This window comes from Candidatus Paceibacterota bacterium (genome assembly GCA_026195275.1).
In the GTDB taxonomy this organism is placed as follows: Bacteria; Patescibacteriota; Minisyncoccia; order Phycocordibacterales; family JABMNX01; genus JABMNX01.
On sequence record JAPHQU010000004.1, the window covers coordinates 35649 to 55278 of the forward strand.

The 19630-nt window shown below is 49.4% G+C and carries 15 protein-coding genes; 9 read left to right on the forward strand and 6 right to left on the reverse strand.

Annotated features, from left to right (window positions below; genetic code table 11):
* Positions 1–81: 81 nt before the first annotated feature.
* Together OQJ98_02660 and OQJ98_02665 are read right to left on the reverse strand one after the other, a co-directional pair.
* On the reverse strand, positions 82–651 hold the full coding sequence (locus OQJ98_02660) for an elongation factor P (GenBank protein ID MCW9054856.1): 570 nt from the start codon (positions 649–651) through the stop codon (positions 82–84).
* Positions 652–746: 95 nt separating this feature from the next.
* Positions 747–1469, reverse strand: coding sequence for a hypothetical protein (locus tag OQJ98_02665; protein ID MCW9054857.1), 723 nt, complete (start codon positions 1467–1469; stop codon positions 747–749).
* Positions 1470–1605: 136 nt separating this feature from the next.
* On the opposite strand from OQJ98_02665, the gene OQJ98_02670 reads away from it, so the two are divergent.
* Entirely contained in the window at positions 1606–2202 is a 597-nt protein-coding gene (locus tag OQJ98_02670) for an RNA polymerase sigma factor (GenBank protein ID MCW9054858.1), read from the forward strand.
* A gap of 15 nt (positions 2203–2217) precedes the next feature.
* Complete coding sequence (locus tag OQJ98_02675) at positions 2218–2544, forward strand: hypothetical protein (GenBank protein ID MCW9054859.1); 327 nt, start codon at positions 2218–2220, stop codon at positions 2542–2544.
* A gap of 112 nt (positions 2545–2656) precedes the next feature.
* Here OQJ98_02675 and recA read toward each other — a convergent pair whose 3' ends face one another.
* From recA to OQJ98_02690, 3 genes are all read right to left on the reverse strand, one after another.
* The gene (gene recA, locus OQJ98_02680; protein ID MCW9054860.1) at positions 2657–3676 is read right to left on the reverse strand and encodes a recombinase RecA; all 1020 of its coding nucleotides are present in this window, start codon (positions 3674–3676) and stop codon (positions 2657–2659) included.
* On the reverse strand, positions 3642–3953 hold the full coding sequence (locus OQJ98_02685) for a hypothetical protein (protein ID MCW9054861.1): 312 nt from the start codon (positions 3951–3953) through the stop codon (positions 3642–3644). The genes recA and OQJ98_02685 overlap by 35 nt, the downstream gene beginning before the upstream one ends.
* 105 nt (positions 3954–4058) lie before the next feature.
* Positions 4059–6314 carry a DNA translocase FtsK gene (locus tag OQJ98_02690; protein ID MCW9054862.1) on the reverse strand — a complete coding sequence of 752 codons (2256 nt, stop codon included), beginning with the start codon at positions 6312–6314 and terminating at the stop codon, positions 4059–4061.
* 412 nt (positions 6315–6726) lie between these two features.
* On the opposite strand from OQJ98_02690, the gene OQJ98_02695 reads away from it, so the two are divergent.
* From OQJ98_02695 to OQJ98_02705, 3 genes are all read left to right on the forward strand, one after another.
* Positions 6727–7497, forward strand: coding sequence for a DeoR family transcriptional regulator (locus tag OQJ98_02695; GenBank protein ID MCW9054863.1), 771 nt, complete (start codon positions 6727–6729; stop codon positions 7495–7497).
* Positions 7498–8299: 802 nt separating this feature from the next.
* Positions 8300–11791, forward strand: coding sequence for a peptidoglycan-binding protein (locus OQJ98_02700; protein ID MCW9054864.1), 3492 nt, complete (start codon positions 8300–8302; stop codon positions 11789–11791).
* 268 nt (positions 11792–12059) lie between these two features.
* Entirely contained in the window at positions 12060–12824 is a 765-nt protein-coding gene (locus OQJ98_02705) for a hypothetical protein (protein MCW9054865.1), read from the forward strand.
* A 281-nt stretch (positions 12825–13105) separates the two neighbouring features.
* Here OQJ98_02705 and OQJ98_02710 read toward each other — a convergent pair whose 3' ends face one another.
* Complete coding sequence (locus OQJ98_02710) at positions 13106–13798, reverse strand: transposase (GenBank protein ID MCW9054866.1); 693 nt, start codon at positions 13796–13798, stop codon at positions 13106–13108.
* A 199-nt stretch (positions 13799–13997) separates the two neighbouring features.
* On the opposite strand from OQJ98_02710, the gene OQJ98_02715 reads away from it, so the two are divergent.
* The 4 genes from OQJ98_02715 to rplL all read left to right on the forward strand — a co-directional run bounded on the left by OQJ98_02715 (position 13998) and on the right by rplL (position 19531).
* Positions 13998–14615 (forward strand): hypothetical protein, encoded by a 618-nt coding sequence (locus OQJ98_02715; GenBank protein ID MCW9054867.1) that lies wholly within the window; start codon positions 13998–14000, stop codon positions 14613–14615.
* Between the two features lie 126 nt (positions 14616–14741).
* Positions 14742–17741 (forward strand): hypothetical protein, encoded by a 3000-nt coding sequence (locus OQJ98_02720; GenBank protein MCW9054868.1) that lies wholly within the window; start codon positions 14742–14744, stop codon positions 17739–17741.
* A 749-nt stretch (positions 17742–18490) separates the two neighbouring features.
* On the forward strand, positions 18491–18982 hold the full coding sequence (gene rplJ, locus OQJ98_02725) for a 50S ribosomal protein L10 (GenBank protein ID MCW9054869.1): 492 nt from the start codon (positions 18491–18493) through the stop codon (positions 18980–18982).
* Between the two features lie 201 nt (positions 18983–19183).
* The gene (gene rplL / locus OQJ98_02730; protein ID MCW9054870.1) at positions 19184–19531 is read left to right on the forward strand and encodes a 50S ribosomal protein L7/L12; all 348 of its coding nucleotides are present in this window, start codon (positions 19184–19186) and stop codon (positions 19529–19531) included.
* The last annotated feature ends 99 nt before the right edge of the window (positions 19532–19630 follow it).

Below are 19630 nucleotides of genomic sequence, written 5' to 3' on the forward strand. Positions count from 1 at the left end.
CGACCCTTGTACAAAAACGCCAACCTCAGGTTGGCGTTTATTTCTTATCCAAGAGTCTGAAATTTAATAACTAAAGGCTATTTATGCCTTCTCCACTCGCTCGGCATATTCGCCAGTTTCGGTATTGACACGGATGATATCACCCTCGTTGACGAAAAGAGGAGTAGTGATCTGGGTACCTGTCTCAATGACGACGGTCTTGGTCGCGCCTTGAGCGGTGTTGCCACGCACCGCTGGTGCCGCTTCAGTCACCTTAAAATCCATCTTGATCGGAGTTGTGATGCCGATGATCTCGTCTTCAAAAGAAAGACCCTCGACTTCTCCATTCTCTTTCATGAACTTTACTTTCTCTCCAATGAGCTCCTCGGGGAGCATAAAGCGATCTTTTGGATTCTCTGGGTCACAAAACCAAAACTCTCCTTTGTTGGTGTAGATATACCTAATCGTGCGTTTCTTAAGGTCGGCTTCTTCAACCTTGTCAGACTGGTGGAAGGCTTGGTCAACGACCCGACCTGAGATAAGGTTCTTGAGCTTGGTCTGATTGACCGGCTTCTGACGGTTCTTCTTGGCAGTATTTGAGGCGAGCACCTCGTAGGGTTCACCTTCAAACACAATGTATTTCTTCGGGGTAATCTCGTTATAGTGCAGCATAGTGTGGCTATTGTACGCGTAACTTATAAAGAGTTCAAGGAAAAGAAAAAGCCGTCCCTACGGGGACGGCTTATATTGCGAGATGATGTAGTGAGCTACTCAACCGCAAAGATGAATCTCGAGTCGAGTTCCAGATTCGCTTTCAAGCCGGGACCGGCGTGAAGCCAGTGGTACATCTCTCTGTTCTTTTCGTCTGCACCATTTGCGAAAGCTAGGAAGAAAGGCTCTTTGGTACCATTTTTGTCGGGCAGTGGATCCATGGCGATATGGTAACCTCCGTCTTCCAGTCCTCCTTGTATCCAGAGACGAGGCCCGACTTCCGGGTGGCAGAGGCGGCAGCCGCGCTCGATTCCTCGTTGACACACCTCGGGGTATGTCGGTTTTTCCTTAAAGCCGAGCTCGGCGATCGTGTGCCCCACAAGTCTCACTGGCACACTCTCAGATAAACTGCCGATCTCTGGACACCCTTCGAACATGTCTCTTGCCCAAGCCTTGGTGCGCGCTTTCTTGAGCTTATGGAGCATTTCTTTCTTCGGCATGCCACCAATCTCGATGACAAGCGACCGCCAGCTTAATTGGCCGACTTCACTGAGAATATCCCGAATCCTTGGGGTGATCATCTTCTTGTTCTCGATGATCCTCTGTGCACCTTCGCGAGTAAGGTCGGGGATCGCACCGGTGAGGGTCGCGATAATGTCGAGTAGTTGCCCTTGTGACGGATGTTGGACTGTCTCACGTGTCATGAGCTGTTCCTTTCGTCTTCGGTTGGTTAGGTACAGGACGTCTAGCGACGCTTGTTTCCGAGTACTGTATAGCATACTGCTTTAACATTGTCACACGAGAGTGTCGTAACTTCGCCTATATTCAAGGGGTTGCAATACATACGGAGGCCGATATAGTAAAGGAAATAGCGAGGGGCGGACTCATGTGCCGTTCCTGTGGCCTGCCATAAATATGGGATTACTCGATAAAGATAAAGCGCTGAATATCGCGGACATACACGAGAAGAGCGATGAAGAGGTTCTCGCGCTCTCAGTTCGCAGACCGGAGGCATTCAAGGTGCTCCTTGAGCGTTACCAAGCGCCATTCCTCAGAAAGGCGCTCTCGATTCTGCGTAACAAGGAAGATGCCGAGGAGGTGGTGCAAGAAGCCTTCAGTAAGATCTACCTCTACGCTGATCGCTTTGAGGTCCAAGCAGGGGCGTCATTCTCTTCGTGGGGGTACCGTATCCTCATGAACACCGCATTCACTCGCTACCAGAAGCTCAAGAAAGAGTGGGCGCGCACGCAGAAGCTCGACCCGGAGGTGTACGAGCGCTTACCGGACACTGCGGCACTCCAGTTTGAGAAGCTTGAGCTCTCAGACTATATTGTCTCAGTGCTCGAGCAGATGCCGGAGCACCTTGCGCGTATTCTCACGCGCCACTTCATCGACGGGCGACCACATAAAGAGATCGCTGAAGAAGAGGGGATCAGTGTCGGCGCGGTAAAAACACGGGTGCATCGCGCCAAGGAAGCCTTTCGCAAGCATGTGAACCTTTATCAATTTTAGGGAGTTATACAAAATATGAAAACATTTGAACAAAAAATCATGGCCCGTGTCCGAAGAATCTACTACCTCAAGAAAGTAGTGAACCCACTCATGCTCAAGCTCTACGGAGTAGGGGTGCTCTCAATTGGTGTTGTGTCACTCGTCTCAGTAAGGAACGTGTTCATGAATATGCCGGCACTCACAGACGTTGGGAGCATGTATAACTTCACCACAACCGCACTGATGCACACTGAGGTCACCGTACAGTTTGTTTTTGGCACTCTCATTGTACTCGCAGTACTTATTGTCCGCGACGCGGCAAGGAATTTCTCACACGGAGCACGGCATCTTGCGGTAGAGTAGGTAAATCAAATCTTGTGATTCAATCGCCAAATTGGATCTAGACGCCACATCAGACAGGGTTCTAAAAAAGACTTGATTCGCTAGAATCAAGTCTTTTCTTAAGATCCAATCTCTACACAAGACGCTTCTTAATGTCTTTGAGAATCGCATTAGCCAACTTCTTTTCTTCTTTGAGTTTGGTGCGCACTGCGTCATATCCGCGGCCGAGCTTCTCCTCCTTCTCTTCATCGCCGTCGGGGAGGTAGGAGTATGACGCGCCGGATTTCTTAATGATACCGAGTTTCTCGCCGAGGGCGAGTATCTCACCTTCTTTCGAGATACCCTCATTGTACATGAGATCGAATTCGCTTGTTTTAAATGGTGCGGCGACTTTGTTCTTGACCACCTTCACACGGTGTCGGCCACCCATGACTTCGTCGTTCTTCTTGATCTGTGCGATGCGGCGGATGTCGAGGCGCACCGAGGTGTAGAACTTAAGCGCCTTGCCGCCCGGGGTGGTCTCGGGGTTGCCGAACATGACACCGATCTGCATGCGAATCTGGTTGATGAAGATAACCACCGTCTTTGATTTTGCGGTGATCGCGGTGAGCTTGCGGAGCGCTTGGCTCATGAGGCGTGCTTGCTTACCAACATGGTGCGCGCCCATGTCTCCCTCGATTTCGTCTTTGGGGGTGAGTGCGGCGACTGAATCGATAACAATAACGTCGATCTTGCCTGAGCGCACCAGACTCTCAGTAATCTCAAGCGCCTGCTCACCGGTGTCTGGTTGGGAAATAAGTAGGTCTTCAATCTTCACGCCGATCTTCTTTGCATACTCGGGGTCGAGCGCGTGCTCCGCGTCAATGAACGCACAGATACCACCTGCTTTCTGTGCCTCGGCAATCGCGTGGAGTGAGAGAGTGGTTTTTCCGGATGATTCCGGGCCAAATATCTCAATAATACGACCGCGGGGGAGTCCGCCGATGCCGAGCGCCCAGTCAACACCAATAGAGCCAGTCGGAATAGCATCAACGCCGACCTTGGGGCGGTCGCCGAGTTTCATGATTGCTTCGTCGCCGAACTTCGTCTTGATCTCGTTGATTGCGTCGTCTACCGAGTTAAGATCTTTCTTCACTGTTTTCTTGGTCGCCATTATGTATATCGCTAGGTGTATAAATGAGTTCGAGTGTTTTTTCGGTTGTTCGGCCGAATTTATCCTCTGCGTATAGAGTAATTATATTATAGCCGGGGGAGAGGAGCAATTTCTCGCTAAAAGTGTTTTCCTCGTCAATAGTAATCGGACGGTTATTGATACTGATCTTTGCGATGTTCTGTGCACTCCCTGATATGTTCGTGATTGCGTTTAGTAAGGTAGCGCCATTTTGTGGGGTATCTACAGTGACTACCGGCCCGGTGATCACGTTTTGCATCTGAAAGAGTGTATAGCTGACAACAACACACAACAGCACGATAAACGCCAAGGTTTTTATGTTTGCTCGACGGAAATATGACATGGTGCTGCTGTGGTGTTAGTGCTACCCTCGTCCTCTTTCGCCTGATTCATTCTCATCAACGTTCTCATAATCTTCTTCCTCTTCGGTGTCATAGTCTTCTTCTGGCGCTTCGTAGGACTCTTCAGTATCGTCTGTGCCGACAAGAATATCGCGCGGTTTTGAACCGTCTGCTGAGCCGATCACACCGCGCTCTTCAAGCATGTCCATAAGGCGCGCGGCACGCGCATAGCCAACTCGAAGTTTTCGCTGGAGGTATGAGGTTGATGCTTTGCCCGCTTCAACAACGACATGGTACGCGTCTTCGTAGAGGTCGTCTTCGTCGTCGCTACCGTCAATCGTCGTCGCGAAGATCGAGTTGTCACCCTTTGCTTCGGTGAGATCGATTTCGCTTGGGAGTTCGTCTTCATAGTTTTTAGCGAGGAAATTTGCAACCTTCTTCACTTCATTCTCTGAGAGGAATGGTGACTGGATGCGGCGCGGCTTCGACATCTCGCCGGAGAGGTAGAGCATGTCACCGGCGCCGAGAAGCTTCTCGGCGCCGCCGGTATCAAGGATGGTGCGTGAGTCGATCTGGCTCGCGACCTGAAGCGCGATACGGGTCGGTACGTTTGCTTTGATAAGCCCGGTAATAACCTGGACTGACGGACGTTGTGTCGAGAGGACAAGGTGGATGCCGACCGCACGGCTCATTTGAGCAAGGCGCACAATACCAGCCTCGAGCTCTCGTGGGTAGGTCTGCATAATGTCCGCGAGCTCATCAACAACAACGACGATATAGGGCATTGGCTCAGGCATCTCTTCTTCAGAAAGGTTTTTCTTCACTGCAGGTGCGACCACGTTCTTGTGGTATGAGGCAATATCGCGCACCGACTCTGACTCAAGGATGTCGTAGCGTCGATCCATCTCGTTTGCGAGCCACTTGAGCGCAAGAATAGTCTTCTTTGCATCAGTAATGACCGGAGTAAGGAGGTGTGGGATGTTTTTGTAGAGGGTAAGTTCAACACGCTTTGGATCGACCATTATGAGGCGGAGATCCTGTGGTGACTTGCGGTACAGTAACGACATGATGAGGTTGTGGATCATCACCGACTTACCAGAGCCGGTGGTGCCGGCAATCAAGACGTGCGGCATCTTTCCTAGATCAGCAAAGTGCGATTCTCCGGTGATGTCGCGACCAAGTGCGACGAGGAGCGGTTTGTCGGTATCTTTGAAGTCACTTGCCGACAGAAGGGAAGCGAGCCCAACGGTTGATTTTGAATGATTTGGCACCTCGATACCCACGAGCGACTTGCCGGGGATTGGTGCCTCAATACGCACCGGGTGCGCAGCGAGGGCGAGTTCGAGATTATTTTGGAGTGTGAGGATCTTTGAGAGGCGTACACCTTCGGCGGGCTTAAGCGCGTAGCGGGTGACTGTCGGCCCGACAGATATTTCATCCATCTCTACGTTAATGCCAAAGTTCTGTAGCGTACGCTTGATGATGTTTGCGTTTGCTTTCACATCACCAACATCAGGCTTGCCTTTGTCTTTCTCGAGGAGTGAGAGTGGGGGAGTCTCGTAGTCGCCGTAGACCGGGTAGACTGATATCTCACCCTTTTTCTTACTGAAGCCAAACATACCTCGCTTCGGCTCGTCTTCAACCTCTTCATCTTCTTCTTCGTATTCTTCCTCATCTTCGTACTCCTCTTCAGGCTCATCTTCGTACTCCTCATCTTCGTCTGCGTAGGTCTCGACATCGTACTCCTCATCTTCTTCTGTGGCTTCATCCTTACGTGAGAGGAGGCGTGAGAGGAGTGGAAGGGAAGACGGAGTTGGGAGGAAGTCGAACATAATAACGAGCGAGAGAAGAGTGACCACTACGAGCACCAAGACGCTCGCATAGGTATCAAAGAGTGCGATAAGTGGCAGTCCAATAAAATGCCCCAAAATACCGCCGCGGCCGGGGAGTGCGATATCGATAAGCCCAAGTCCGGAAAAAAGAAACAAGACAGCGCTGATGATCTTAAGTGGTCCGTATGCATGCTCTAAGTCACGAAAGAACGATGTCGCAAAGAAGAGGAGCACTGCTGGCAGCAGGAAGTAGCCAACACCGAGAAGGAATGAGAGTCCGCTGTAGGTCATCTCCCCTGCGATCCCGGCAAGGTTGAATGCGGCAAGAATAAAGAAGAGCGTGACCGAGAGGAAGACGATGCCCCAGATGCCGCGGACAGTCTCTTCTTTTAGTTCAGCAAAAATATTTGAATATTCGGATTCCTTTTTCTTTTTTTTTGGTGCCATCTCTTAGATTTTATTATGAGTGAAGCGAATTAAAAAATCTTAGACCCCGTGAAATGCGCCGGCTCGCCGGCGCACCTCCGCCCAAAGGCGGAGGATTTCACTGGGGGTTGGTTCATGTTTTATACAGATTTTCATCGATTATACCACGATGTACACGCAGTTTTCAGGTGTACAACGGTGGAATGAATAAAGAGTAAGAAGTTGAGGGGTGTGTAAGGAAAGGGCGACGAGCCGCATGCCCAATGCTCTCTATTTTTTGGGTGCATCTTCCTAACTCTTCATTCGTATTTCGTAATGTCTCAGAGGGGTTGTGTTCAAGCTTGTCCTATATATAATGGACATATGTAGATGTCTTTATATAAAGGACATATAAAAGACAGTATAAAGGACACAATAAAGGTCAAAAGAGTCTATGAGCCCACAAAAGAAAAACCAAGCACTCTTGCAGAACACGCACGGCATTGATATTGAAGCCGTAGGACCTTTTGGAAACAACACCGCTGGTGTCCATGTGTACAAAAGGACAGAAAAGATTGTCGCCGCTCTATATCTCGTGACAAATTTTGTCCCTGAGAGCGAGCCGGCACGACGTGTGATAAGAGACAAGTCAATCCACATTCTCTCTGATGTCCTTGAGCTTCGCTCAGGTTTTGGCTCTGCCGGGTCAGAAGGGGTTGAGCGGATCGTCGCATCGATTTGCGAGATAGTCTCTCTTCTTGATGTGGTACGCATTGCGGGGTTCGTTTCAGAGATGAACGCAGAGATCCTCAAGCGTGAGCTCAACAACCTTGTAATCTTTTTGCGCGGCGTGAGTAAGAGCGGCGATGCTGAAAAGGTCACTTTCGATGCGGGTGATTTTGACACTGATTATAAAGGACATAAAAAGGACACCGTTATGTCCTTTTATTCTACAAAGGACAAACATATTTCTTCAGGATCAAAAAAACGTACAGTGCGGCAGACGCAGGGGGGAGCAAAAAAAGCACAGGAGCGTAGCGATAGGCGGGATCAGATACTTGGTGTCGTAAAGGACAAAAAACAGGTGACGATAAAGGACATAATTGAAACCATTACCGACTGTAGCAGCAAGACGATTCAACGTGAACTCATTGCACTTGTTGAGAGTGGTGTCCTTAAGAAAGAAGGAGAGCGGAGGTGGAGCACATATTCGCTTAAGAGTTAAGAATAATGAGGAATTAAGGTGAAAACCGCCGCAGGGTTTGCGGCGGTTTTGTTGTTGTTAAAATCCGATAAGCGTGCTGTAGGCGTGTTGTATGAAATATCTTTGTTTCTAGCCGTATATACCCAATACCCAATACATGACCTCTAATCCCTCACGACGCGTTGACTTTTTGAGTGAAAAGCGTAGTATGTACAGCAATGGATGTTAGCGAACACCCAACCCTGAAATAGGGGATAAGCGGGCCGAATACGGTCCTCTTTGTTGTTGTGTTTGTTTCCGTGGAGTGGATCTCCACAAAAGGACGTTGTCCTTTTATCCACACATACTGTTTTGTGAGTACATTCAAGACGGATATAATTTGCTTAAGCAGTCTCGCAGGTGCGAGATGTGAATTGGGCGAACCATCAGTTACGAATTGCACGCAACAGTATCGGGCAGATCGTTGACAATTTCATACAGTTCAGAAGCAGCATGCTCTCGCCGAGCGACTTTGTCGTTTTGTGGGTGCATACGTTACAGATACACCAGTACCACCACGGAAGCTTTGAAGTCCGCATGACAGACTAAACACTCTTGCCTGCTAAACTCGTCCCTTGTCGATATTCAGAGGCGAGATTAGTGAAGGAAAAATATCGCATGTGAACAGCTTCACTGCTCGGTCGCAAAACAGAGCACGGAGTTGAACACAGAAAAGGACGGACATATTTTTGGTCGAAAGAAAATAGGTCCGTACCTAAATGACGTTTGTGTGTCTGTCGACACACAGGCACACAAAGGCATTTATAGGAAATTAAAGGTCACTATGATTAACACATTAGAAACACGAAAAGTTGTAACAGCGCTTATCGTTGTTGCAATGATCTTCGGTGCACTCTTCGCATTCACTACCGTGAAGGCGCAGGCGCTCACCGAGGCTCAGATTCAGTCGATCCTCTCGCTCCTCTCATCATTTGGAGCTGAGCAGGCAACTATCGACAATGTTGACGCTTCCCTCCGTGGACAGCCAACATCAGGAACCGGATCAACAGGAGGAACGACAGCATGTTCGTTCACACGATCACTTACGATCGGTGCAACAGGTGCTGACGTGACATGTCTTCAGACATACCTTGAAGGTACTGGACACTTCACGTGGACAGGTGCCAAGGGTTACTTCGGTACTATTACCCAGTCAGCTGTAGCCGCATGGCAGGCAGCAAACGGAGTCTCACCAGCAGTTGGATACTTCGGCCCAATTTCACAGGCGAAGTACACAGCAGTAGCAGGAACAACTGGTGGCACCACAGGTGGCACCACTACTCCCGCACCAACAGGAACAGGACTCTCAGTTGCAGCAGCAGCACAGCCAGCAGCATCACTCGCGCCAAATAGCGCGGCACGCGTACCATTCACAAAGTTCACGGTTACCGCCGGAACTGACGGAGCGGTTACGATGAACAGCGTTACTGTTGAGCGAACAGGTCTCGGAGCAGACGCATCATTCTCAGGAGTAGTTCTTCTTGATCAGGATGGTACACAGCTCGGAACCGCGAAGACATTCAACTCAAACCACCAGGCAACAATTGGTGAGGATGTAGTAGTCCCAGCAGGGTCAACCCGCACCTTCACCGTTGCAGGTAACATGGCTTCAGACAACTCTACCCGAGCGGGACAGGTTGTTGGAATCAATGTAGTTGCGGTTAACACCTCAGCTGCGGTTTCAGGTTCACTTCCAATCACTGGAGCAATGCACACCATCAACGCAACCCTTTCACTTGGGTCAGTAACGATGGCAGTGTCTTCATTCGACCCGAACTCAGCACAGACCAAGGAGATCGGATCAACCGGCGTACGATTCGCTGGAATCCAGATCACTGCAGGTTCAGCAGAGGACGTTCGAATCAAGAACATCCGATGGAACCAGTCAGGTTCAGCAGGAAAGGATGATATCGCAAACGTAGTTACTGTTGCAAACGGAGTAGCGTACCCAACCACAGTTTCATCTGATGGTAAGTACTACACAACTTCATTTGGAAACGGTATTGTTATCGGAAAGGGTAACAACATCGATATCTACGTAAAGGGTGACATCATCGGTGGTTCAAACCGAACAGTCATCTTCGACATCTACAAGACGACTGATCTCTACATCACCGGAGAAACCTACGGATACGGAATCACACCTCCAGCAGGAAGTGGTACTGCAGCAACGACTTCATCAGTCTTCACTGCAGGGACTCCGTTCTTCGACAACGCAACAATGACGATCTCAGCTGGATCAGCTTCAACGATCCAGAAAGCGATCTCAGTTGCGTCACAGAACATTGCTGTCAACGTTCCAAATCAGCCACTTGGCGGATTTGAGACCGACATCAAGGGTGAAGCGATCAACATTGCAGGTTTGACCGTTACGGTTGCAACCTCATCAGGATCAGGAACAGGAGTCTTGACCAACGTATCAATCGTTGATCAGAACGGCTCAGTTGTTGCAGGTCCAGTTGACGCGGACACCGCAGGAACTTCATTAGTCTTCACCGACTCAATGACCCTTCCAACAGGAAAGATGGTCTACACCATCAAGGGTAAGGTAGCTTCAGCTATCGGAAACGGTACTGTCTACACCCTTTCTGTTACCCCTTCTGGCTGGACAACTCCAGTTGGAAACGTAACGGGAGACTCAATCACGATTTCACAGGGAGTATTCACGCTTAACCCAATGACGGTTAAGGCGGCTGACCTCAACGTGAGCGTGGCACCAAACCCAGTTGCACAGAACATTGTGGCAGGAGCGCAGGGTTACACCTTCGCGAACTACCAGTTCGACGCAACGCAGTCAGGTGAGGATGTACGATTCTCATCAATGGTTGGATTGCTTAACGGCAGCACAAACGCTACCGCAGGTGCGTACAGCAACTTGACGTCATGTCAGTTGTGGGATGGTTCAACTGCGTTGAACGGCGGTTCAAACGTAGTTAATCCGACAGCAGCTGCAACATCATCTGCAAGCACCAACACCTTTACCTTCGACAACACTCTTACTGTTGCAAAGGGAACGGTTAAAACATTGGCACTCAAGTGTAACCTCTCAAGCTCAGCTGATACGGCTTCGACCTATCAGTGGGGTATTGCAGCAGTTGACGCTAACATCTCAGTTACCGGTGTAACCTCATCGGTTGCAGTTACAGAGGACGTTACCGCATCTAACGGTCAGCTTATGACCGCAGCAGCAGGAACCCTCGTAGCTTCAGAAGACGCATCAAGTCCTTCATACGCAATTGTGAAGGCAGGATCAACTGGAGTAACAAATGGAATCATCAACTTCCACGCTGCAAACGAATCAGTAACGATCCAGCGCATTGGTCTTACCCTTACGAATGCAACCGCATCATCAACCTCAAGCGACCTCGTACGAGCAACCTTGTGGGATGGTTCAACCATGATTGGTGACGCATACTTCGTAGGTGCAAACACCAACGCAACGTCAACTCTTTCAACACCGGTAACGGTCGCGAAGGACTCTGACAAGGACATTACCGTTAAGCTTGACCTTGCATCAGTTGGCGCAAGCCAGTCTGGTAACCAGGGAGCGCTTATCGCAGTCGATGTTGACACCAACGGAACCAACACCCAAGGTGTTGGAACCTCAGGAACCACCATCAACGCATCAGGTTCAACTTCGTTCTCAGGAGTACGTATGTTCTCATCGTACCCAACGATTACCAAGCAGGCTGTTCCATCAACCGCCTTGGTTAACGGAGTCATGGATCTTTACCGATTCAGCGTAACGGCGAGCGCCGGAGGAAATGGAGTTGGTATCCACCAGTTCACCATCAACCTCTCAACCTCATCAGCAAGCGCTGTATCAGGTACAACCACAGTTACATTGGTAGACGTATACGCGTACACCGATGCGAGCTACTCAACGCCTGTATCAGGCTACACGAGCGGTAAAGTTATTACCCAACTCGCAAGCCTCGCAGGTTCTGGAGACAATGACGCACAGTTGTCATCAATCCTCCAGATCCCAGCAGGAGCTACCTACTACTTCCGAGTAACAGGTACAGTTACATTGACGGCAGGAACAGGAACCTTCTCAGGATCGGTTACAACCCGACTTGGAGGTGACTCAACCTACCCATCACTGTCAACACTCATGGGAGCACAGGCGTCAGTTGACGGAACAAGTCCGGACAACTTTGTGTGGTCGCCAAACGCGACAACAACGTCAGCAGCAGGTCATGTTGACTGGACAAACGGTTACTTCATCTCAGGACTTCCATCGGATGGTTCAGAGGTCGTAACATTGTCTAAATAGTCAGCAATGACTAACAACTAGGTGGTTCGCTAACACAATCCTCCTAGTCGGCTAGACCGAGCAATCGGCCAAGCTAGCAAAAACCCCCTACTTCGGTAGGGGGTTTTTGCGTTGCCATTTCTCCCTTCTCACACACCTTCCACAAAAATCTTGACGTCGGACGTCAAGATTTTTGTACATGAAGGGTGGTTAAGGGTGATTTTGTGTGCATTGCATGGCGCGTGCGTTTCCCATACAATGTCTTCATATGTTCAATCAGGAAAACACTATGAAAAAGAATCTATTTATTGGCGCAGGTGTAGTGGCGTTGCTTGTGCTCGCAGCTGCCGGCTACTGGTACATGAAAGCGGGGGATACCACTACTCCACCAGAAGACGGCACTACCGTCATCGAAGGAGGGGAGAATCGCATTGAGTTTGATGACACGCTTATCGAAAAGGTCGCACATCCACCGCTCGATCGCACCGTTGCCTTTTCATCAACTCTCCCCCAGGATGCGCGTACTGCTCTTGAGACCAATATTGCGAAGCTTGTGGGTCAGCTCGAGGATGACTCGGAGAACTATGGTGCATGGCTCGACCTTGCACTTATGTACAAGACGTCAGGTGACTACGAAGGTGCCGTTGAGATCTGGGAGTACATCGCGCAAGTGGTCCCCGGAGAATCAGTCTCGTACCACAACCTCGGCAACTACTACCACCACGAAGTGGAAGATTTCGTGACCGCAGAGTCATACTTCAAGCAGGCAATCGAGCGAAATCCCGGTCAATCGATTCACTACCAGGCACTCTTTGAACTCTACCGATACTCGTACAAGACCGACACTAACCTTGCAGAAGAGACTCTTAAAGAGGGGATTAGTGCGGTAGGGAATAGCATCGACCTTCTCATCTCACTTGGGCGTTTCTACAAAGAGACCGGACGAACTGAGGAGGCTAAGCAGACGTACCTCGAAGTGCGGAGTAAAGCAGAGGCCGCTGGCAATGAGAACTTGGTGCAATCGGTTGATGCTGAGCTAGAGGGTCTCTACTAGGAAGATGAAACCGCTTACAAACACAACCTTCTTCAAATTCCTCTTCGGCTTTCTTGCGCTGCTTTTCTTGAGCTTCATCATAACCGGCGCTGTCGCCCACTTCGCAGGGGACAGTGTCGACCCGGCCACTCAATCTGCCTGCGACCAAGGCAGCGACTGTTGATCCGCTCTGCTTCATTACCTTATTTCACACAAAATCTTGACGTCCGACGTCAAGATTTTTTCTTCCCTTTCTATTATGAAGATATCAGCTAGGTATTAACTGTAGGATATGTCTAATCTTATTCCAGAGTAATTCCTTCCAACTCGCTCATTATGGACCTGGACTTGAGCAATGCGCGCATTTGTTTTTCATAGCCCTCCTCGCCCCCGAGGAGATCAAGAAAGAACTTTCGATCTGTGATAGAGGGAAAATTCTTTTTTCCTAAGTAGTCGGAATGACTCGACCAACGATATGATTGTAGATACTCCTCTGCTTCTCTACAGTTTGAAAGACTTCCTTTACGCCACTTTGGCATATTTAGATCAAGTGGGTTGAAGTGTATGTAAAAAGGAAGATAGAGAAAGTGTGCATCAGTGGCAATTTCGACCTTTTTATATTTTCCTTGCCACAGTGCGCCGTTACGTTCGTATTTTTCATTAAATGCTTTGGTGTATCCGCCACCGAGTTTTTTCATGAATAGCGACAAATTTTCCATATCATCATCAATAGGGGAGACAAGAAGATGGTAGTGATTCGGCATTAAACAGAAACAATGAATCTGCACCACTGGCTCGCGTCTTTTTTTCCAAGAATCTTGACGTCGGACGTCAAGATTCTCTGATGATGCAAGGTGGTGTTTGGTCAGTCCGTTCGAACTTTGCTTATTGTTGAATTCATATAAATCGTGCAAGAACCGCACGCGATCCTTGTCGTTAAGGAAAACCTTTCGTTTATCAACGCCGCGGTTATATACATGAAAGAAACGCGTCATATAAATAACTCTAGCATGATATACACAGCATAATTGAGCTATCTATTAACACAGATGCTTGATGTGATGGGTATAATGCCTAATACGAAATAAAACGAAATAAAATCTTGACGTCCGACGTCAAGATTTTTTGTGAGTTATGAACATCTGGCGTGTGAATGATGAATAGAGAGAGGAAAATTTTGGTAGTATGAAAAATATGAAAGAATTTCTCCTTCGGGCATGGGGAGTGGGGCGGTGGGCGTTGCTCATCATTTTTGTCCTCTACATCGCACTGGTCATCTATCGCGTTCCGTTTGTCGCAGAAGATGAGCAGACACAGGAAGCAATCGCGTTCATCAACGCGCAAAAACTCAACCTGGCAGACGTAACGGGGGAGCGGCTCCCACCTTCGCCTGACGTAGCGCTCAACAACGCGACTGTTGAAGGGGTTGATGCGAATGAGAACGGTATCCGTGACGATGTTGAGCTTGCTATTTTTGAGCGATATCCTGGTGATCAGAATATCGAGATCCGCGCGGCGATGCTTCAGTACGCGCTTGGATTGCAGCTTGAATTAACCCAGGTTTTTAATTCAGAGACGTGGGTTGCTGTTACACAAAGCGAAGAAAGAGCGTCAGGTTGTCTCCTGAGTGTCTATTCGGTTGATGTGAACGAATACACTGGTTTAGAGGATTATTTTTCAGCTCGGTCTGAGGTAAGGGGATTAATCTTTAACACCGAACAGCGAAATGAGGTTGAAAATTCTATAGAGAGGTATCAAACAACATTTGGTTTACTCCAGGGAGAGAACTGTGACCTTATTTTTGATAATTAATGAAGGTAAATGCGTAACCTTTGGATAGTTTTTATACTTCTTCTCTTACTCAATCCTGGCGTATCGCTTGCAAATTGTAGTGAGGACGGGTCCACGGTTGTTTATGTTAATGGGATTTTTACAGGATTGGGAAAAGCAAAAGATGACCTCGGTCTTTTTGGTAATCTGTATAGTATAAGAAATCCCAAAGATAAGGTTTCTTTCATAAACGGCTACAACCCATCTCATTTAGCCGGTCTTGGGGATGCGGTACAGGTTGTCTCGCAAGCGATGGGGTCGTCGGTTAATAGTTATGACCTCAAGACGATCTTGATGCAGATTCACTCTGAGGTGAAAACGCGAAAGATACTTCTGGTTGGGCACTCGCAAGGTGCCTTTTATACAAATGAACTTTACGGTTATCTCACTGAGCACGGCGTTCCAGAAGAATCAATAGCTGTTTATAACCTCGCCTCGCCAGCGGGGTTTGTTGCAGGGGAAGGGTCTTATCTCACTTCAGCAAATGATGGTTTAGTAAATAACGTGCGCGAGTGGACAGCTGCTGTGGGTATACAAAATCCACTTCCGGCAAATATCCTCATCCCACTTGCGCGTCCGGAGCTCGATGAGCTCTTACGCGGACATTCGTTCAGTGAGGAGTATCTGGCAGGCGCGGCGAAGACCATCATCGCCGACATTACTGAGTCACTCAACTCCCTTGGTTTAGAGGATGAAACTGTCGAAAGTGAAGGGTGTTTTGACGCGCCTGCAGAGGATTTCTCATATCAGATGCAACACACAGTTTTTGCCATGGTAGACCCTGCCGCACAGATAACACAAGAGGTTGCGGCCGCGGCGGGAAGGGCACTTGCGGCAGTTGGTGTTGCTATCACTCAGATCATTGGTGGAACGGGCATTAGCGCGGGGGACGACGCTTCACAACAAGATAGCCTGGGCACAGACAATGATTCATCAAAAACAATTTTTGAGCTCGTTCTCCCGCCTGTGCCTAATGAGGTCTTAATAAAACTTGCTGCGGCAAGTACCGATGATACCGGCGAAGACACAACACAGCAAAATTCTGATGACGACGCTCTCTATGATTCTGATACTTTGTCTGTTTCTGAGGGTGAGTCAGGTAGCTCGGATACATCGAGGACACAGGGTGAAGAGAGTGTAGAAGCTCCGTCCGAACCACGAATTGACTACGGTGGTGGCACACCGAAGATAGACTACAGTAGCAACACAGGCGATGAGCAAAATGTTGTCGGAAGCGAAGACGAGGTCGGTGATGATGAGGGCGATGAAGACAGTGAGGGTGATGCGGCAGACGAAGGAGAAGATGATGGTTCGAATGATGATTCTTCAGAAGGAGATGATGGTGGTGATTCTTCCGAGGGCGATGAGGAGGAAGAAGAGGGTTCTGACGAGGGTTCCGAGGATAACGATTCAGAATCTGACGATGAAAGTGACAATGAAGACAACGGCAATAATGAAGATGAAGAAGAGGGTGATGACGAGAACACTGAAGAAGACGACAACGAAGAGAATCAAGAAGGATTTACTGTTGCGTATTCAGAGGACACGACACAATCTGCAACGAGTACGATTACGTTCTCAGGTACTGGCGCTCCGGGTGATACCATCGCACAAGATTTTTCTGATGAGGTAACGACGGTGGATGAGAATGGATTGTGGGAACTCACCGTGACTGATCTTCCGGACGGGGAGACCACTATTATCTTTAGCGAATTAAATGACAATGAAGAGGTGGTTGATACGGTGAGTATATCAGTGAGTGTTGAGACACCGCTGAAGGGGCTCAGTGTTGCGGAATGTGCGCACTCGCTGCGCACAGACGCATGTCTTCTGGGAGGGGCGGGGAGCGTGTCGTTTTCGTGGGATTTTGATGAGGGAGAGTTGTACCGCGTGACGCTTAACGGAGCGAGTGTTGAGGAGACAAGCGCGACATCGTCTTCAGTTACACTTGGGGTTGGTGAACATACGGTTGAGGTTTCCGCGCTTGATGTGGAAGGAAGTATTGCAACCTCGAGCACGCAGGACATTGAGGTGTTTGAAATGCCAATTGTAATTAATGAGATAGCGTGGGCGGGAACTCAAGCGAGTGCCGCCGATGAGTGGATTGAGCTCTACAACCGCACCAACTACACACTCGACCTCTCGCATGTGGTACTTTATGCAGAAGACCTAGTGCCGTACTTGGAACTTGCGGGACCAGTTGCATCAAAGAGCTACTATCTCATTGAGCGTGGCGACTCGAATACAACGAGTGCCGCTGAGGATATTGTGCTGGCATTTAGTGGACAGGGAAGCGGTAGTGGGCTCTCAAACAGCGGCGAGGTGCTCTATCTCGCGCAGGCTTTTGGCAGTATTGCAACAACGACACTTGACCGGACGCCCGACCTTGCTTCGTGCGGCGGTGGGTGGTGTGGCGGCGATGCGAGCAGCAAGACGTCGATGGAGCGCAAGGATGTCGATGTTGCGGGAGACGATCCGTCGAACTGGAATTCAAATAATACGTATACGGTGAATGATACCGATGAAGCCGGTGGAGTGATGTACTGCACACCAAAGTCACAGAATAGTATCTCCATTCTCACAGTTGGTTACTATTGTCCGAATGAGACTGAGAGTTATGTTGCTGGGCAAGCGTATACGCCGGTGAGTGGCACGTGCACATATCTCTCGGAGAATCTTTCGGGGAACCGGTATGGCGATTTGTACCGCGGAGTGGTTGGGAGCGCGACAATCGTGAACGGACACTCGCTTGGAACAAACCCTTCGAGTACCCAGAATAATGACAGTGTTGCTGACCCGGTCGACGGCGAGAATATGTTTGCGGCAATGTATGAGATTCATGATAATAGCGACGTCGCGAACTTCAGGAGTTTCTTCCAGATGGGTTCTAATCCGCCGCCGCATCTCTGGTATGGAATTGTTCCGTGGGTATATTTGGTACCAGCAGAGGAATCGTCGGGTGGTGAATCAAATGATGACGACACGGACTCTGATGATGAATCTGATCCAGAATCATCAGGTGGAGATTCTTCTACGCCACCGGGAGGACCAGGAGGACCGCCGAGTGGCCCACCTGGCGGGCCGGGAGGACCTGGTGGCCCTTTCTAGATGTGCAAACTGTCGTACAAAGACCTCCCTTGTAAGTACAAGAGCGGTCTTTGTACTGGGTCTTGTATACGCGGAATTATATCCACGAGCTGGTGTTGTGTGACGAAGTGCTTTTGGTAGTATAGAGGGTGGAGATGCGTCCGCGAGGGAGGCATCACACTCCGAAAGGAAGAGGAGGTTTTCGCTATGAAGGCCATGCAGAATTTCTCGCCGCACGTGTCTGCGCGCGCCGCAGTCACTCACACCGAGAAGGGCGTCTAACATCTGACGCTGAAAGCATCCTCCAACCGCTCACGCACCCGGGAGGACTCCTGGGTGCGGGGCACCCCTTACACCGAGCAATCATGCTCGGTTTTTTCTTTGCGCGCCCGCAGGCGCGCGGGTTGACTCTCAGAACCGGCTCGGGTACTATGCTATGCACTGGACTGAAGACAGCAGGTGCCGGGAGAAAACGGCTCAATATCCTGCCGAGGCAAGGTGCCCCAACTTGGGGTGCTCCCTTCAGACCATTTTGGTCGATAGAGAACCTGTTCGCGAGCGATAGCGAGCGTTACTGGTTCTTAACCCTATGAAATGTGTCGCACAGCGACACGCTTCCGCACCAAGGCGGAAGATTTCATCAGGGTAGTGAATTTAAATCCAAACCCCAGTGAAATCCTGCGCCGTAGGGCGCGGGTGCGTCGCCAAGGCGTCGCATTTCACGGGGTCTAAGATTTCGTAATTCGTTACACTCGTAACGAAATCTAAGAATGGCAAAAACAAAACAACAGAAAACAGAAACACTTGAGCAGCTCACTGACGCGGCAAAGAACGCCGGTTCAGTAGTATTCGTGAACTTTCACGGACTTGGTGTCTCAGAAACCAACGAGATGCGTAGCGCACTCAAAGACGAGGGTGTGACGTATCTTGTGGCAAAGAAGACACTCACGAAGCGTGCAATCGCGGATGCTGGGGTTGAGGGTGAGGTGCCGGAGCTTGAGGGCGAGCTCGCACTTGCGTGGGGTGACGATCAGATCGCACCGGCGCGTGGTGTGCAAGAATTTGCCAAGAAGCATAAGGACAGCCTCTCGATCCTCGGTGGTATCTTTGAACACCGACTTGTAGGGAAAGAGGAGATGATCACTATCGCTTCAATCCCGTCCCTTCAGACGCTTTACGGACAGTTTGCAAATGTCATCAATTCCCCAATCCAGGGATTTGTATTTGCGCTTAACGCGATCGCGGAGAAGAAGGAAGCATAACCCATTATTCATCATTCGTAATTCATAGAAATCATGTCAGACGAAGAAAAGAAGGTAGACGAGCAGGAAGCGGAAGCACCTGCTGAGGAGCAGAAAGAAGAAGCTCCTGCTACGGAAGAAAAAAAGGAGGAGGTATCTGTTGAGGCTCCTGCAGAAGACGCAGGGGAGGAGGTAGAAGTTCCTGAGAAATTCAAGAAGCTTATCGAAGAGGTTGAGAACATGACCGTTCTTGAGCTTCACGAGCTCGTAAAGACACTTGAAAAGAAGTTTGGTGTTTCAGCGGCAGCAGTCGCGGTAGCCGGACCGGCAGCAGGTGGCGAAGGAGCTGGTGAGGAGCAGAGCGAGTTTACTGTTGAGCTTTCGGCAATTGGAGACCAGAAGATTGCGGTCATTAAGGCAGTTAAAGAAATTCTCGGACTCGGACTCAAGGAGGCAAAAGATCTCGTTGAGAGCGCCCCAGCCGTACTTAAGGAGGGTGTAAAGAAGGAAGAGGCAGAGGAGATTAAAACAAAGGTGGAAGAAGCTGGTGGAAAGGTAGAATTGAAGTAAGTTTCAATTTTCCACAACGTAGTCTGACTACGTTGAGCCTTTGATTGGTGGCTTATCTAAGCCAAAATAAACGCCCCGCGTATGTGGGGCGTTTATTTT

Bases quoted from the DNA above. Each gene is read 5' to 3' on its own strand.
- OQJ98_02695 (MCW9054863.1), top strand. From the start codon at position 6,727: ATGAGCCCACAAAAGAAAAACCAAGCACTCTTGCAGAACACGCACGGC.
- recA (MCW9054860.1), bottom strand. From the start codon at position 3,676: ATGGCGACCAAGAAAACAGTGAAGAAAGATCTTAACTCGGTAGACGAC.
- OQJ98_02665 (MCW9054857.1), bottom strand. From the start codon at position 1,469: ATGCTATACAGTACTCGGAAACAAGCGTCGCTAGACGTCCTGTACCTA.
- OQJ98_02660 (MCW9054856.1), bottom strand. From the start codon at position 651: ATGCTGCACTATAACGAGATTACCCCGAAGAAATACATTGTGTTTGAA.
- OQJ98_02705 (MCW9054865.1), top strand. From the start codon at position 12,060: ATGAAAAAGAATCTATTTATTGGCGCAGGTGTAGTGGCGTTGCTTGTG.
- rplJ (MCW9054869.1), top strand. From the start codon at position 18,491: ATGGCAAAAACAAAACAACAGAAAACAGAAACACTTGAGCAGCTCACT.
- OQJ98_02685 (MCW9054861.1), bottom strand. From the start codon at position 3,953: ATGCAAAACGTGATCACCGGGCCGGTAGTCACTGTAGATACCCCACAA.
- OQJ98_02715 (MCW9054867.1), top strand. From the start codon at position 13,998: ATGAAAGAATTTCTCCTTCGGGCATGGGGAGTGGGGCGGTGGGCGTTG.
- OQJ98_02675 (MCW9054859.1), top strand. From the start codon at position 2,218: ATGAAAACATTTGAACAAAAAATCATGGCCCGTGTCCGAAGAATCTAC.
- OQJ98_02700 (MCW9054864.1), top strand. From the start codon at position 8,300: ATGATTAACACATTAGAAACACGAAAAGTTGTAACAGCGCTTATCGTT.
- OQJ98_02710 (MCW9054866.1), bottom strand. From the start codon at position 13,798: ATGACGCGTTTCTTTCATGTATATAACCGCGGCGTTGATAAACGAAAG.
- OQJ98_02690 (MCW9054862.1), bottom strand. From the start codon at position 6,314: ATGGCACCAAAAAAAAAGAAAAAGGAATCCGAATATTCAAATATTTTT.
- OQJ98_02670 (MCW9054858.1), top strand. From the start codon at position 1,606: ATGGGATTACTCGATAAAGATAAAGCGCTGAATATCGCGGACATACAC.